Consider the following 12,941-nt stretch of genomic DNA (forward strand, 5'->3'; position numbering starts at 1 on the left):
CGGGTGCCGTGGGCGTGGGGGTTCCTGGCGCGGCGCGGGGCGCGCGGGCCCCCGCGCCCGGCCCCCGCGCCGCTGCTGCCGGCGGGATCGAGCGTGGTGCGGCTGCGCCGCTGCTCGGTGCCCTTCTACCGCTACCTCTACGACACGGTCGGGCGCGACTGGGTCTGGTGGCTGCGCCGCACCGTGCCGGACGAGGAGATGGCCGGGCTGCTGGCGCGGCCCGACATCACCATCGACGTGCTCTACCAGGGCGGCGAACCGGCTGGCTTCTACGAGCTTGAGCGCCGCGGCGGGGATGCCGGGATCAACCTTTCCTATTTCGGGCTCATGCCGCACGCGATCGGCGGCGGCGCGGGCAGGGCGCTGCTGCGCCATGCGGTGGATGCGGCATGGGCGGAGCAGCCGCGCGCCGTCACGGTCAACACCTGCACCGCGGATCATCCACGCGCGCTGCCCAACTACGTCGCCGCCGGCTTCAAGGTGCTGCGCGCCGTGCGCGAGGTCTGGCCGGTGCCGAACCGCCTCGGCCTGCCCATCCCGGATCGGTTGCGGATCTGATACCCGGCGGACAAAGGATCGACCTGCGGCCGCCGCAGGCGGCCGAGGCCGCGAATGCGGCCCGCGCCGAATGGCGCGAAGCCAAGCGCAGCGCCGGCGTCCGAGGGGACGAAGGTGAAACCTTCGTCCGTTCGGCTTGGCCGGGCGCCTCACGCGCGCCGCACGGCGGTCGGTGCCGGCGCCAGGCCGAGCGCCGCCCAGGCATCGCGGAACAGGTGCACCGGCTCGGCATAGGACGGCACCGTGCCCTTGGGCTCCCGCTCGCCGCGATCCGGGCGGGTGATCCGCGCGCCGCCCTCGAACTCCTCGATCGCCGGCTCGCCGGGCGCGACCACCACCACGCGCAGCTTGCGCCCGAGCCGGGCGCGGATCTCGGCGATCAGCTCGCCCGGCGCGATGCGGCCGTTCAGCTCCCGGTTCCAAGCCCCGGTGCCGGTCGGGTCCTGGCGCCATCCGGCGAAGATGCCGCCGAGCAGCGCCAGCGGCGCGCGCGCCGCCGCCACATCCTGCCGCAGGCGGGCGAAGCGGGCGGCGTATTTGCGGTTGATCTCCTCGATCCGCGCCGGCTCGAAGGCGGTGACCAGGCGGTCCTGCCGCGGGAAGTCGTGATGGTGCAGGATGTTGAGGCGGCGGTTGTAGACCGAGTTCTCGCCATTCTCCTTGGGCGGCGTCAGCACGAGATCCTCCGCCGCCACCGCGAAGGCGAAGCCCGGCTCGATCATGCGCAGCATCGAGCGTGCCGGGGTGATCCACCAGTCGAAGGGATAGGCGTGCTCCACCCCGAAGAAGGCACGCAGGTTCCAGGCCGTCTTGCAGTTCGGGCCAAGGCTGAAGACGAGGTCGTGGGCGCTCACCGCCGGCTGGCTCCCCCGTGGCAGGCCGCCGTGATGGCAGAGGCGCCGGCGCCGAACAACCGCGCGGGCGTCGCCGGCCCGGAACGACGACGGGCCGGCGGGTCGCCCCGCCGGCCCTGTGCCGTCCGGCCGAGGCCGCTCAGCTATGCGCCAGGATCGCCAGCAGCAGCAGCGCCACGATGTTGGTGATCTTGATCATCGGGTTCACCGCCGGGCCCGCCGTATCCTTGTACGGGTCGCCGACCGTGTCGCCGGTCACCGCGGCCTTGTGGGCCTCGCTGCCCTTGCCGCCGTAGTTGCCTTCCTCGATGTACTTCTTGGCGTTGTCCCAGGCGCCGCCGCCGGTGGTCATGGAGACCGCGACGAAGAAGCCGGTGACGATCACGCCGAGCAGCATCGCGCCGAGCGCCGAGAAGGCCGCCGCCTTGCCGCCGATCAGCAGGATCACCAGGAACACCACGATCGGGCTCAGCACCGGCAGCAGCGAGGGGATGATCATCTCCTTGATCGCCGCCTTGGTCAGCATGTCCACCGCGCGGCCGTAATCCGGCTTGTCGGTGCCGGCCATGATGCCCGGCTTCTCGCGGAACTGGCGGCGGACCTCCTCCACCACCGAGAAGGCCGCGCGGCCGACCGCGGTCATGGACATGCCGCCGAAGAGATAGGGCAGCAGGCCGCCGAACAGCAGGCCGACCACCACATAGGGGTTGGACAGGCTGAAGGTCAGCTCGCCGATGCCCGCGAAATACGGATAGCTGGCCGGGTTGGCGATGAAGTAGGTGAGGTCCTGCGTGTAGGCAGCGAACAGCACCAGCGCGCCGAGGCCCGCAGAGCCGATCGCGTAGCCCTTGGTCACCGCCTTGGTGGTGTTGCCCACCGCGTCGAGCGCGTCGGTCGAGACGCGCACATCCGCGGGCAGGCCCGCCATCTCGGCGATGCCGCCGGCATTGTCCGTGACCGGGCCGAAGGCATCGAGCGCCACCACCATGCCGGCCAGCGCCAGCATCGTGGCGGTGGCGATGGCGATGCCGTAGAGGCCGGCGAGGCCATAGGCCGAGAGCACGCCGGCGATGATGATCAGCGCCGGCAGGGCCGTGCTTTCCATGCTGACGGCGAGGCCGCGGATCACGTTGGTCCCGTGGCCGGTCTGCGACGCCTCGGCGATCGAGCGCACCGGGCGGAACTGCGTGCCGGTGTAGTATTCCGTGACTACGATGATGGCCGCCGTCACCGCCAGGCCGACCGCGCCGCAGAGGAACAGGCTGAAGGCGCCGAAGGTGGCGCCGCCGGCCGTGACCGTGCCGGTGCCGAAGGCGATGTAGGACAGCGGCAGCAGCACCGCGAGCGACAGCGCGCCGGTGACGATGAAGCCGCGGTACATCGCGCCCATGATGGAGTTGTTGGCCGGCAGCTTCACGAAATAGGTGCCGGCGATGGAGGTGACGACGCAGACCGCGCCGATCGCCAGCGGGAACAGCATCGCCGCCACGCGGTGCTCGTCGCCGAAGGAGATCGCGGCGAGCACCATGGTGGCGACCATGGTCACCGCATAGGTCTCGAACAGGTCGGCCGCCATGCCGGCGCAGTCGCCCACGTTGTCGCCGACGTTGTCGGCGATGGTGGCGGGGTTGCGGGGGTCGTCCTCGGGGATGCCGGCCTCGACCTTGCCCACCATGTCGCCGCCCACGTCGGCGCCCTTGGTGAAGATGCCGCCGCCGAGACGGGCGAAGATCGAGATCAGCGAGGCGCCGAAGCCCAGCGCCACCAGCGCGTCGATCACCAGGCGGCTGTTGGGCGCCGCGCCGCCGATCGGCACCAGGATGAGGAAGTAGACCGCGACGCCCAGCAGCGCGAGGCCGGCCACCAGCATGCCGGTGATGGCGCCCGACTTGAACGCCACGTCGAGGCCCTGCGCCAGCGACTGCGTCGCCGCCTGCGCCGTGCGGACATTGGCGCGCACCGAGACGTTCATCCCGATGAAGCCGGCGGCTCCCGACAGCACGGCGCCGATCAGGAAGCCGATTGCCACCGCGAAAGCGTGGCCGCCGAAGCCGAAGGCGATCAGGATCAGGACGAACAGCACCGCGCCGACGATGCCGATGGTGGTGTATTGCCGCTTCAGGTAGGCGCTGGCGCCCTCGGCGATCGCCGCCGCGATCTCCTGCATGCGGGCGGTGCCGGCGTCGCGGCCGAGCACCTCCTTGGATGTCACCACGCCGTAGGCGATGGACAGCGCCCCCAGCAGGATGATCAGCAGCACGGACAACGTCATCAAGGTGGCGTACCCCCCTTCCTCTCCCCGGTGCCGGCCAGCCGGCCGGCCGCAGGACGCGCGGAGGGCGCGCGCAATCGGGCCGGCCCGGCCTGCGGGCCCGCCGCAACTTGCGCGAAGCCCGCGATGCTGGCAACGCCACCGCGGGCCGGAATCGTTAAAAAACCGCAGGCTCCCGCCGCGCCGGGCTCGGCCGGCGGGCTACTTCGCCGCCGCCTTGTAGGCCGCCATGGAGCGCTGGATGATCTCCACCGCCTCGCTCGCGGTGCCCCAGCCCTTCACCTTCACCCACTTGTCGCTCTCGAGGTCCTTGTACGTGGCGAAGAAGTGCTCGATCGTCGCCCGGGTGATGTGCGGCAGCTCGTCCGCATCGGTGATGCCCGAGAACATCGGGTGGACCTTGTCGTGCGGGACGCAGATCAGCTTCTCGTCCGACCCGGCCTCGTCCTCCATGTGCAGCACGCCGATCGGGCGGGAGCGCAGCACGCAGCCCGGCACCACGGGCGCGGGCGTCAGCACCAGCACGTCGGTCGGGTCGCCGTCGTCGGCGAGCGTGCCGGGGATGAAGCCATAGGCCGCCGGATAGGCCATGGGCGTGAACAGGAAGCGGTCCACCACCACCGCGCCGCTGTCCTTGTCGAGCTCGTATTTCACCTGGCTGCCCTGGGGGATCTCCACCACCACGTTGATGTCGTGGGGCGGTGCCTTGCCGGTCGGGACCTGGGCGAGATTCATGGCGACGAGCCTTGCATGGGGGAGGAGGCCGCCGCGCGCGTAGCAGCCTTCCCGGGCCTGGGCAAATCCGGCCGCGCCCGCCCGGCACTTGGCGTGGCTGCCCGACCTTGCCATGCTCGCCGGGCTTCACGGAACGGGAGAACGGAATCATGCGCCGCAGCGCCTTCCTCGCCGCGTTCGCCGCCTTCGGCATCGCCGCCTCTGCCCCCGCCTTCGCCCAAGGGGGGCAGCCTGGCGGCCAGATGACGCTGCAGGCCTATGCCGGCATCTTCCGCGACAACTACACCGAGGTGGTGGTGAACCCCTTCACCGCCCGCTCCGGCACGCAGGTGCAGTATTTCGACGGCGGCACCAGCGCGCAGATGCTCGGCCGGCTGCGCGCCCAGCGCGCCGACCCGCAGACCGACGTGGTCATCATGGACGTCACCACCGCTGCGGTCGCCTGCGCCGAGGGGCTGGTGGAGCGGATCGACGCCTCCGTGCTGCCGGTGATCGCCGAACTGGGCCAGATGGCGCGCGACGCCGGCGGCCCCTGCGGCCCGGCTGTCACCTATGACCACCTGGTGATGGTCTACGACACCCGCGCGGTGCAGCCGGCGCCGACGCGCTGGGCGGCGATGTGGGACCCGGCGCAGCGCGGCCGCGTGGCGGTCTCCGCGCCGCCGAACATCCAGGGCCTGGCGCTGACCGCGATCCTGGCCAAGGCGGCGACCGGGGACTGGCGCGACATCAATGCCGCGATGCCGCGCCTGAGGGAACTGGCACCGAATGTGCAGACCTTCACGCCCAACCCGGACGGCTACACGCTTATCCTGAACGACCAGGTGCGCTTCGCGACCGGCTGGAACGCGCGCGCGCAGCTCTATCACGACCAGAGCCAGGGCCGGATCGGCGTGGTGCTGCCGGAGGAAGGCACCGCCTTCCAGATCAACATGATCAACGTCGTCGCCAATGCGAAGAACCGCGCACAGGCGCTGGCCTTCGTCGCGCATGCGCTGTCGGCCGAGGCCCAGAAGGCCTTCACCGAGCGGATGTTCTACGGCCCGACCAACCCGAACGCCCAGGTCTCCCCGGCGGCGCTGGCCCGCACCGCGCTGGCGCCGCAGTTCCGCGAGCGGATCGTCGGCGTGGACTGGGACGAGATGGTTCGGCTGCGCGAGCAGTGGAACCAGCGCTGGCGCCGCGAGGTCATCGCCGCCAGCAGCCGGTGACCCATCTGCGTCTGGAGGGGCTGACCCGCCGCTTCGCGGGCACGGCCCATCCGGCGGTGGACGATGTTTCCCTGGAGTTGCCGCGTGGCGCGCTGCTGGCGCTGCTCGGCCCCTCCGGCTGCGGCAAGACCACCACGCTGCGCATGATCGCCGGGCTTGAGGTGCCGGATGCGGGGCGCGTCGTGGTCGCCGGGCGCGACGTGACATCGCTGCCGCCGCATCGGCGCAACATGGGCGTGGTGTTCCAGTCCTACGCGCTGTTCCCGCACATGAGCGCCGCGGCGAATGTCGCCTTCGGCCTGGAGATGCGCGGCGTCCCGCGCAGCGAGCGGCAGCTGCGCGTGGCCGAGGCGCTTTCGCTGGTCGGCCTCACCGAGCTCGCCGCGCGGAAGCCGCGGCAGCTTTCGGGCGGGCAGCAGCAGCGCGTGGCGCTGGCCCGCGCGCTGGCGATCCAGCCGGACCTCCTGCTGCTGGACGAGCCGCTCTCGGCGCTCGACGCCAAGCTGCGCGAGGGCGTGCGCGACGAGATCCGCGCGCTGCAGCAGCGTGTCGGCGCCACCACGGTCTTCGTCACCCATGACCAGACCGAGGCGCTGGCCATGGCCGACCTGGTGGCGGTGATGAACGAGGGCCGCGTCGAGCAGCTCGGCGCGCCGGAGGAGGTGTTCGAGCGGCCGGCGACGCGCTTCGTGGCCACCTTCGTCGGCCGTGCGGCGCGGCTGCCGGGCCGCGTGGAGGCGCCGGGCGTGGTGCGCTGCGGCGAGGCCGTGCTGCGCGCGGCGGCGACGCCGGCGCCGGGCGCGCCGGTGGAGCTGTTCATCCGCCCGCACCACATCCGCCCGCTGGCCGAGGCGGAGGCGGCGGAGAACGCGCTGGAGGCGCGCGTGCTGCGCCGGACCTATACCGGCGACGTTGTCGCGCTGGAGTGCGAGAGCGCGGCCGGGCCCGTGCTGGCCGAGGTGCATGGCGGCATGCCGGGGGCCGGGGCGCAGGTGGGACAGCGGCTGCGCCTCGGCTTCGCGGCGCAGGATGTGCGGGCCTTTCCGGCATGAGCGCGGCGCTGCTGCTGTTGCCGGCGGTGCTGATCCTGGCGGCGGGGTTCCTCTATCCGGTGGCGCTGCTCGGGCGCATCAGCCTGAACCGCACCACCGAGATCGGCGCGATGGAGCCCGACCTCAGCCTCGTCACCTTCGCGAAGGTGGTGGGCGATGACTTCACCTGGGAACTGGCGCGCAACACCGCGACGCTCGCCGCCGGCAGCGCGCTGGCCGCCACGGCGCTGGCGCTGCCCGTGGTGCTGCTGATCCGCGCCGCCCCGCCGCGCTGGCGCGGCCTGCTCTCCCTCATGGCGATCGCACCGCTGCTGGTCTCGGGCACCGCGCGCATCGTCGGCTGGCTGGCGATCCTGGGCGACCAGGGCCTGATCAACGCGATGCTGGAGGGACTCGGCCTGACGAGCGAGCCCGTACGGCTGATCAACAACTGGACCGGCGTGCGCATCGGGCTGACCGAAAGCCTGATGCCCTATGCCTGCCTGGTGCTGATCGCGGGCCTTGGCCGGTTGGATCCGCGGCTGGAGGAAGCCGCGGCGACCCTGGGTGCGACACGCTCGAAAACCTTCCTGCGGGTGACGCTGCCGCTGGCGGCGCCGGCGCTGCTGGCGGCCTTCCTGCTGACCTTCGTGCTCGGCGTCTCCGCCTTCATCACCCCGCGGCTGATGGGCGGCGGGCGAGTCTTCGTGGTGGCGACCGAGATCTTCGACCTGGCGCTGGAGACGGTGGACTGGCCTGCGGCGGCCGCGCTGGCGATGCTGCTGCTCGGCGCGCTGGCGGTCGCGCTGGTGCTGCGCACGGCGCTGACGCGGAGCGCCCGCGCATGAAGCCGGGCTGGGTGCTGCGGCTGCTCGCCCTGTGCGGCTATGCGCTGCTGCTGGCGCCGGTGATCGTCGTCGCCGTCATCTCCTTCTCCGCCGGCGATTTCCTCACGTTTCCCCCGCCGGGGTTCTCGACACGGTGGTACGAGGCGCTGTTCGCCAACGGGCAGCTGATGGCGGCGCTGCAGCGCTCCGCGATCCTGGCGTCGGTGGTCGCCGCGATCGCGCTGCTGGCCGGGATGCCGGCCGCCTATGCGATCGCGCGGCTGCGCTTCCCGGGGCGCGACGCCATCGCGATGCTGATCGCGGCACCGCTGCTGCTGCCGACGCTGGTGCTGGGCCTCGCGCTGCTGCTGGCGTTGCAGCCGCTGAAGCTGGCGGCGACCTGGCCGGGCCTGGTGCTGGCGCATTCCATGGTCGCGCTGCCCTTCGCGGTGCGCATCATGACCACGGCCTTCGGCGCCGTCCCGAAGGAGGTCGAGGAAGCCGCCTGGACGCTCGGCGCAAAGCCCATGCGCGCCGCGCTGCGCATCACCCTGCCGATCGCCGCGCCGGGTGCGGCGGCGGCCGCGGCGCTGTGCTTCCTGGTGTCCTTCGACGAGACGGTGATCAGCCTGTTCCTGGTCGGCCCGCGGCTGTCCACCCTGCCGGTCGAGATGTTCCGCTACGTGGAGACGCGCACCGATCCGCTGGTCGCCGCCCTGGCGATGGCGCTGATCGGGGTCGCGCTCGCGGTCGTGCTGCTGGTGGAGCGGCTGGTCGGTTTCAACCGCGCGCTCGGGAGGAGTTGAGGATGGCGAAATACGTCGTGGAGAAGATGCCGGCGCCGATCAGCGCCGAGGTCATCGCGCTGCTGGAGAAGACCGAGACGGCGACGGTGGGCCATTGGCGCCACTGGGGCTTCTGCGACCGTCGCATCCAGGGCCTGCTGCGCAAGCGCGTGGCCGGCACGGCCGTGACGCTGCAGGTGCCGGGGCCGGATTCGACGCTGCTGCACCATGCGCTCGGCCTGCTGCGGCCGGGCGACATCCTGCTGGTGGACCGGCTCGGCGACGACCGTCACGCCTGCTGGGGCGGCGGGGTGACCGTCGCGGCCAAGGCCGCAGGCTGCAAGGCCGGCGTGGTGGACGGCGCCTGCACCGACATCGAGGAGGTGGAGGCCTCCGACTTCCCGCTGTGGTGCCGGGGCCTCGCGCCGATCACCACGCGCATCTACGACCTGGGCGGGCGGATGAACGTGCCGGTGGCGATCGGCGGCGTCGTGGTGATGCCCGGCGATGCCGTGCTCTGCGACGAATCCGGCGTGCTGGTGCTGCCGCCCGGCGAGGCCGAGGCCGAGGCGCGCCAGGCGATCGCCCGGCAGGAGCGGGGCCTGGCGACGCAGGGCCGGGTTGCGGCCGGCGAGAAGCTCGGCGAGATCAGCGGTGCGACGGCGAAGGTGCTGGCCGGGCTTGCGTGAGGCGCCCCTTCCGGGGCTTTTTGTGGCGTGGCGTCCGGGCCTGTAGCTCAATGGTCAGAGCGGGCCGCTCATAACGGCTTGGTTGGGGGTTCGAGTCCCTCCGGGCCCACTCCCGCCGCTCCCTCGGCGCCGCATGGCGCCGAGGGACGGCCCGAGCGGCGTCGGCAGGTGCTCTGACCATCTCCCCGCGATCCCCGCCAGTGGTGCGACGCGTGCCGGGCAGGCACGACGCCGCGGCGCCGGTTCACCGGGGGCCAGATGCTCCGGGTGACGAAGGGGCCGGAGGCGGGTTGGCCGGCTGCGGAGCCTTGCCGGGCATCGGATCATGCAGCCCCGCGCCCGGTCGAGGGTCCGCTGGGCGGCTCGCCGCCACCGCGCGGGCCACGCCGACCGACAGAGCGAGCAGGATATAGACCGGCCAGGTGAACCCCTGCGTGAGAAAGGTGCCGGAGACGACGAAGCCTGCAATCCCGGCGACCAGCGCCTGCGCCATCGCGTAGGTCGCCGGGTGATAGGCATCCCCCGCCGACGCCGGCGAGGACCGGTCAGCCGAACGCAGTGCGCTCAGTGTCGTCTTCACGACCATCGCGACGAAGAGGAAGAAGGCGATCCAGCCACCCTCCGCCAGCACCGAGAACCAGGTGCTGTGCACCGCCTTGGCGAAGCCTTCCCACCAGTCGGTGTAGAAGAAGAAGTTGGCCGAATAGTTCTTCAGCCCGACGCCGGTGAAGGGGTGCGCCATGGCCATGCGGAAGGCGGCCTTCCAGGCTTCCAGCCGGCCCATCGAGCTCTCGTCGATGCCCGCTTCCGCCGCCCCGCCCGAGGCGCGGCCGCTGACGCCCGCCACCGCGAACAGCGCCAGCAGCGCGAGAATGCCCCCCGTCGCCAGCAGCGCCTTCGACTTCACGCGCCGCGCGGCGAAGGCGCCGATGACGGCGACGATGCCGAGCAGCCCGCCGCGGCTCTGCGTGCAGAGGATCGCCCAGATGATCGTGCCAGCTCCGAGCAGCCCGAAAAGGCGCGAGAACAGCCCGGTGCGCCAGGTGACGACGAGGGCCACCGCGAAGGAGAGCGGGAACAGCAACACCAGCGAGAGGTCGTTCGGATCGCCGAGCACGGACCCGATGTCGCGCCCGACCGTCACGCGCGTGCCCTCCACCAGGCCGATGCCCTGCAGCCGGTTGGCGATGGCGACCACCGCCACCGCCATCCCGGCCGCGACGAAGGCGCGGGCGGCCAGCGCGAAGTCGCGCGGCGCCCGTGCGAGCGAGGCGATGGCGAAGACCATGATGCCGATCTTCACGAAGTTGTCCGTCCAGGCCTGGAAGGCGAGGTCGCGCCCCGTCGCGGTCAGGCAGCCCAGCGTGACGATGGCGAAGAACCAGGCGAAGAGCTTGAGCTCCGGTGACCACGCGATGGCGATGCGCCGGAAGGCGCCGAGCCCCGCCAGGACGCCGAGCGAGCCGAGCGCCAGCAGCTGCGGCAGGCGCAGCGGGTTGAGCGCCGGGAAGGCCTCGTGCAGGCGGAAGAAGGTGAACAGGATGAACAGCAGGCAGAGCAGGAAGGGCTGCCGGAAGGCGATGATGCCCGCGACCGGCAGCGCCGCGACGGCCAGCAGCACCGCGGGCTCCGGCACGACATAGGCCGCGCCGAGCGCGAGGCCGCTCGCCATCAGCGCGAGCGTCGCCTGCGCGATGCGGGACGTGGCCTCAGGCATGGGCGGCCGCCGGCGCCGCGCGGTGCGGAAGCTCCACCAGCCGCAGCAGCAGCGCGAGGCTGCCCAGCGCACCGAGTGCCAGCGCGCCGAGCGCCGATGCCGCGATGCCGGGCGCCGGCATCGCCGCCACGCAGGACGCCGCCGCTGCGGCCAGCAGCGCGATCCGGCCGAGCGGATAGGGAACAGGCGCGCGGCGCTGCGACAGCGCCAGGAACAAGAGGAAGCGCACCGCCTGCGCGGCCAGCGTCGCGGCCAGCGTGCCCGGCACGCCGAAGCGCGGGATCAGCAGCGCATACCCCGCCACCGCCACCAGCGCCGCCGTGCCGTTCGCCAGCAGCGGCAAGGCGCCGGTGCGGCCGATGTAGCAGCCGACATTGACCAGGCTGCCAAGCGCCTGCAGCGCGACCACCGCGGCGAGCCAGGGCAGGAAGGCGATCGCGGCGTGGTAGCCCGGGGGCGTGGCGAGCGCGATCAGCAAAGGCCCGCCGATCGCCGCGGCCGCGGCGGCGAGCAGCACGCAGGCCGCGCCGGCGCCGACGATGCGCGCGCTGCGCGCCGCGCCGCCCGGCTCCGCCAGCACGCGCTGGCGGCGCGGATACCACCAGAGCTCGAAGGGCTGCGTCAGGAAGGCCGCGACCAGCGCGATCTTGGCCGCGAGCGCGTAATGCCCGAGCGCCTCCGGCGCGACATGCGCGGCCAATACCCAACGATCCGCCGTGCCCAGCGCGAAGCCCGCCAGCCCGCTGCCGATCAGCGGCACGCCATAGGCCAGCAGCCGGCCCCAGGCGGAAGGCGCGAAGGCCACGCCGGTGCGGCGCGCCTGCCGCAGCAGAAGAAGCAGCGCAGCCAGCACGGCGACCGCAGCACCACCCGCCAGCACGCCCGCCACGCCGAAGCCGGCGAGGACGAGCAGCGTGACGAGCGCGGCCTGCACAGCGGCGCGCAGCGTCTCCGCGGCGGCGAAGCGCGCGGGCTCGTCAGAGAGGCGCAGCCAGGCGAGCGTCACGCCGATCAGCGGGCCCATCGCGACGGCGACGCCGAGCAGCATCACCTCGCCCGCCGCCGCATCGGCCGGCAGCGCGCCTGCAAGCGGCGCGGCGAGAAGCGGCAGCAGAAGCAGCGCGGAGAGCGAGAGCACGAGCGCGAGCCCCGTCACCTCCGCCGCGGCGCGCCGCGGGTCGGGCCCGGCGCCGAAGCGGAACAGCGTCTCGACGAGGCCGGCGCCGAGCAGCAGCGCCGCCAGCTCGGCGACGCTCGCCAGCAATTCGAGCCGGCCGAACTCGGCGGGCGAGAGATGCGCGGTCAGGAGCGGCAGCATCGCCAGCGAGATGCCCTTGCCCCAGGCGATCGCCAGCGCATAGAGCGCGGCCGCGCGCAACGGCGCCGGCAAGCGGCCGAGAAGGCGCGCGATCATGGGCGCAGCCCCGCGATGGCGGCGGCGAGCCCGGCGGCCTGCGCCTCCAGCGTGAAGCGCGCCTGCACATGCGCCCGCCCGGCCGCGCCCATCGCGCGCCGCGTCTCCTCGGACAGCGTCGCGAGCCGCCCCAGGCCGTCGGCGAGCGCCGCGGCATCGCCGGGCGGCACCAGCATGCCGCAGGCGGGGGTCACGCTCTCCTTCAGGCCCATGAGCGCAGAGGCGAGCACCGGCAGGCCCATCGCCAGCGCCTCCTTCACCACCAGAGGGCCGGTGTCGCGGTCGCCATCCGCCGTCACCACGAAAGGCGCGACGAGGCCGAGATAGCGCGGCCCTTCCGCAGCGAGCCACGCCGCGGAGCGCGCGCCGAGGAAGCGGATGTGGTCGGAGACGCCGAGCTCGCGCGCCATGACGCGCAGGCTAAGTTCCAGTTCGCCGGCGCCGACCACGTCCACGACGGGCCGGTCTTCGACGGAGATTCGCGCCAGCGCGTTGATCAGGGTGTCGTAGCCCTTCTGCGGCGCAAGCCGGCCGACGGCGAGCAGGCGGCCGTTGCGCGGCGCGTCCGGCATGGGACGGAAGCGCGCGGGGTCCACGCCGCAGGGCACCATCGCGATGCGGGCAGCAGGCGCGAGCCTGCGGAAGTCGTCGGCCATGTCCTCGCAGACCGCGACGGCGAGGTCGGCGGCGCCAAGTTTCGCCGGCAGGTCGGCGGCGGCGGCGCCATAGATGTCGTAGCCATGGCCGGTGAAGGAGACGGTGCAGCCCGCCAGGCGCGGGGGGGGGGGGGCGCGCGCGGGGGGGGGGGGGGGGGGGGGGGGGGGGGGGGGGGGGGGGAGGCGGCCGGC

At 72.9% G+C, this 12,941-nt stretch carries 12 protein-coding genes and 1 tRNA gene; 7 read left to right on the top strand and 6 right to left on the bottom strand.

Translation table 11 applies throughout. From position 1 onward, the window contains the following. The first annotated feature begins 3 nt into the window (after positions 1 to 3). Positions 4 to 558: a GNAT family N-acetyltransferase gene (locus AC1MIR_RS07160; RefSeq protein ID WP_480028718.1), complete on the top strand. Its 555-nt coding sequence runs from the start codon at positions 4 to 6 to the stop codon at positions 556 to 558. 149 nt (positions 559 to 707) lie between these two features. Here AC1MIR_RS07160 and AC1MIR_RS07165 read toward each other — a convergent pair whose 3' ends face one another. From AC1MIR_RS07165 to ppa, 3 genes are all read right to left on the bottom strand, one after another. Continuing rightward, the gene (locus tag AC1MIR_RS07165) at positions 708 to 1,412 is read right to left on the bottom strand and encodes a DUF1796 family putative cysteine peptidase (protein ID WP_480027495.1); all 705 of its coding nucleotides are present in this window, start codon (positions 1,410 to 1,412) and stop codon (positions 708 to 710) included. Between the two features lie 139 nt (positions 1,413 to 1,551). After that, positions 1,552 to 3,684: a sodium-translocating pyrophosphatase gene (locus AC1MIR_RS07170; protein ID WP_480027496.1), complete on the bottom strand. Its 2,133-nt coding sequence runs from the start codon at positions 3,682 to 3,684 to the stop codon at positions 1,552 to 1,554. A gap of 201 nt (positions 3,685 to 3,885) precedes the next feature. Beyond that, positions 3,886 to 4,419, bottom strand: a complete 534-nt coding sequence (ppa, locus tag AC1MIR_RS07175) for an inorganic diphosphatase (RefSeq protein WP_480027497.1) — start codon at positions 4,417 to 4,419, stop codon at positions 3,886 to 3,888. Positions 4,420 to 4,568: 149 nt separating this feature from the next. Between ppa and AC1MIR_RS07180 the strand changes: the two genes are divergently transcribed. The 6 genes from AC1MIR_RS07180 to AC1MIR_RS07205 all read left to right on the top strand — a co-directional run bounded on the left by AC1MIR_RS07180 (position 4,569) and on the right by AC1MIR_RS07205 (position 9,071). Next, positions 4,569 to 5,630 carry an ABC transporter substrate-binding protein gene (locus tag AC1MIR_RS07180; protein WP_480027498.1) on the top strand — a complete coding sequence of 354 codons (1,062 nt, stop codon included), beginning with the start codon at positions 4,569 to 4,571 and terminating at the stop codon, positions 5,628 to 5,630. Further along, entirely contained in the window at positions 5,627 to 6,682 is a 1,056-nt protein-coding gene (locus AC1MIR_RS07185) for an ABC transporter ATP-binding protein (protein WP_480027499.1), read from the top strand. The genes AC1MIR_RS07180 and AC1MIR_RS07185 overlap by 4 nt, the downstream gene beginning before the upstream one ends. Then, positions 6,679 to 7,509: an ABC transporter permease gene (locus AC1MIR_RS07190; RefSeq protein ID WP_480027500.1), complete on the top strand. Its 831-nt coding sequence runs from the start codon at positions 6,679 to 6,681 to the stop codon at positions 7,507 to 7,509. Before AC1MIR_RS07185 ends, AC1MIR_RS07190 begins: the two co-directional genes overlap by 4 nt. Then, entirely contained in the window at positions 7,506 to 8,294 is a 789-nt protein-coding gene (locus AC1MIR_RS07195) for an ABC transporter permease (RefSeq protein ID WP_480027501.1), read from the top strand. Before AC1MIR_RS07190 ends, AC1MIR_RS07195 begins: the two co-directional genes overlap by 4 nt. 2 nt (positions 8,295 to 8,296) lie before the next feature. Further along, positions 8,297 to 8,962 carry an RraA family protein gene (locus AC1MIR_RS07200; RefSeq protein ID WP_480027502.1) on the top strand — a complete coding sequence of 222 codons (666 nt, stop codon included), beginning with the start codon at positions 8,297 to 8,299 and terminating at the stop codon, positions 8,960 to 8,962. 36 nt (positions 8,963 to 8,998) lie between these two features. Beyond that, a tRNA-Ile gene (locus AC1MIR_RS07205) sits at positions 8,999 to 9,071 on the top strand. Positions 9,072 to 9,206: 135 nt separating this feature from the next. On the opposite strand, the gene AC1MIR_RS07210 is transcribed toward AC1MIR_RS07205, so the two are convergent. From AC1MIR_RS07210 to AC1MIR_RS07220, 3 genes are all read right to left on the bottom strand, one after another. After that, positions 9,207 to 10,679 (bottom strand): O-antigen ligase family protein, encoded by a 1,473-nt coding sequence (locus tag AC1MIR_RS07210; RefSeq protein ID WP_480027503.1) that lies wholly within the window; start codon positions 10,677 to 10,679, stop codon positions 9,207 to 9,209. Further along, complete coding sequence (locus tag AC1MIR_RS07215) at positions 10,672 to 12,093, bottom strand: lipopolysaccharide biosynthesis protein (RefSeq protein ID WP_480027504.1); 1,422 nt, start codon at positions 12,091 to 12,093, stop codon at positions 10,672 to 10,674. The genes AC1MIR_RS07210 and AC1MIR_RS07215 overlap by 8 nt, the downstream gene beginning before the upstream one ends. After that, positions 12,090 to 12,941 (bottom strand): glycosyltransferase family 4 protein (locus AC1MIR_RS07220; RefSeq protein WP_480027505.1); only part of this gene is annotated, 852 nt, incomplete at its 5' end. The genes AC1MIR_RS07220 and AC1MIR_RS07215, both read right to left, overlap by 4 nt.

It is taken from the genome of Falsiroseomonas sp. RANM36 (genome assembly GCF_056682175.1).

What these genes read in the sequence shown, in the direction of transcription:
- AC1MIR_RS07170 (WP_480027496.1), bottom strand. Translation starts at nt 3,684, where the DNA reads ATGACGTTGTCCGTGCTGCTGATCATCCTGCTGGGGGCGCTGTCCATC.
- ppa (WP_480027497.1), bottom strand. Translation starts at nt 4,419, where the DNA reads ATGAATCTCGCCCAGGTCCCGACCGGCAAGGCACCGCCCCACGACATC.
- AC1MIR_RS07180 (WP_480027498.1), top strand. Translation starts at nt 4,569, where the DNA reads ATGCGCCGCAGCGCCTTCCTCGCCGCGTTCGCCGCCTTCGGCATCGCC.
- AC1MIR_RS07190 (WP_480027500.1), top strand. Translation starts at nt 6,679, where the DNA reads ATGAGCGCGGCGCTGCTGCTGTTGCCGGCGGTGCTGATCCTGGCGGCG.
- AC1MIR_RS07195 (WP_480027501.1), top strand. Translation starts at nt 7,506, where the DNA reads ATGAAGCCGGGCTGGGTGCTGCGGCTGCTCGCCCTGTGCGGCTATGCG.
- AC1MIR_RS07200 (WP_480027502.1), top strand. Translation starts at nt 8,297, where the DNA reads ATGGCGAAATACGTCGTGGAGAAGATGCCGGCGCCGATCAGCGCCGAG.
- AC1MIR_RS07210 (WP_480027503.1), bottom strand. Translation starts at nt 10,679, where the DNA reads ATGCCTGAGGCCACGTCCCGCATCGCGCAGGCGACGCTCGCGCTGATG.
- AC1MIR_RS07215 (WP_480027504.1), bottom strand. Translation starts at nt 12,093, where the DNA reads ATGATCGCGCGCCTTCTCGGCCGCTTGCCGGCGCCGTTGCGCGCGGCC.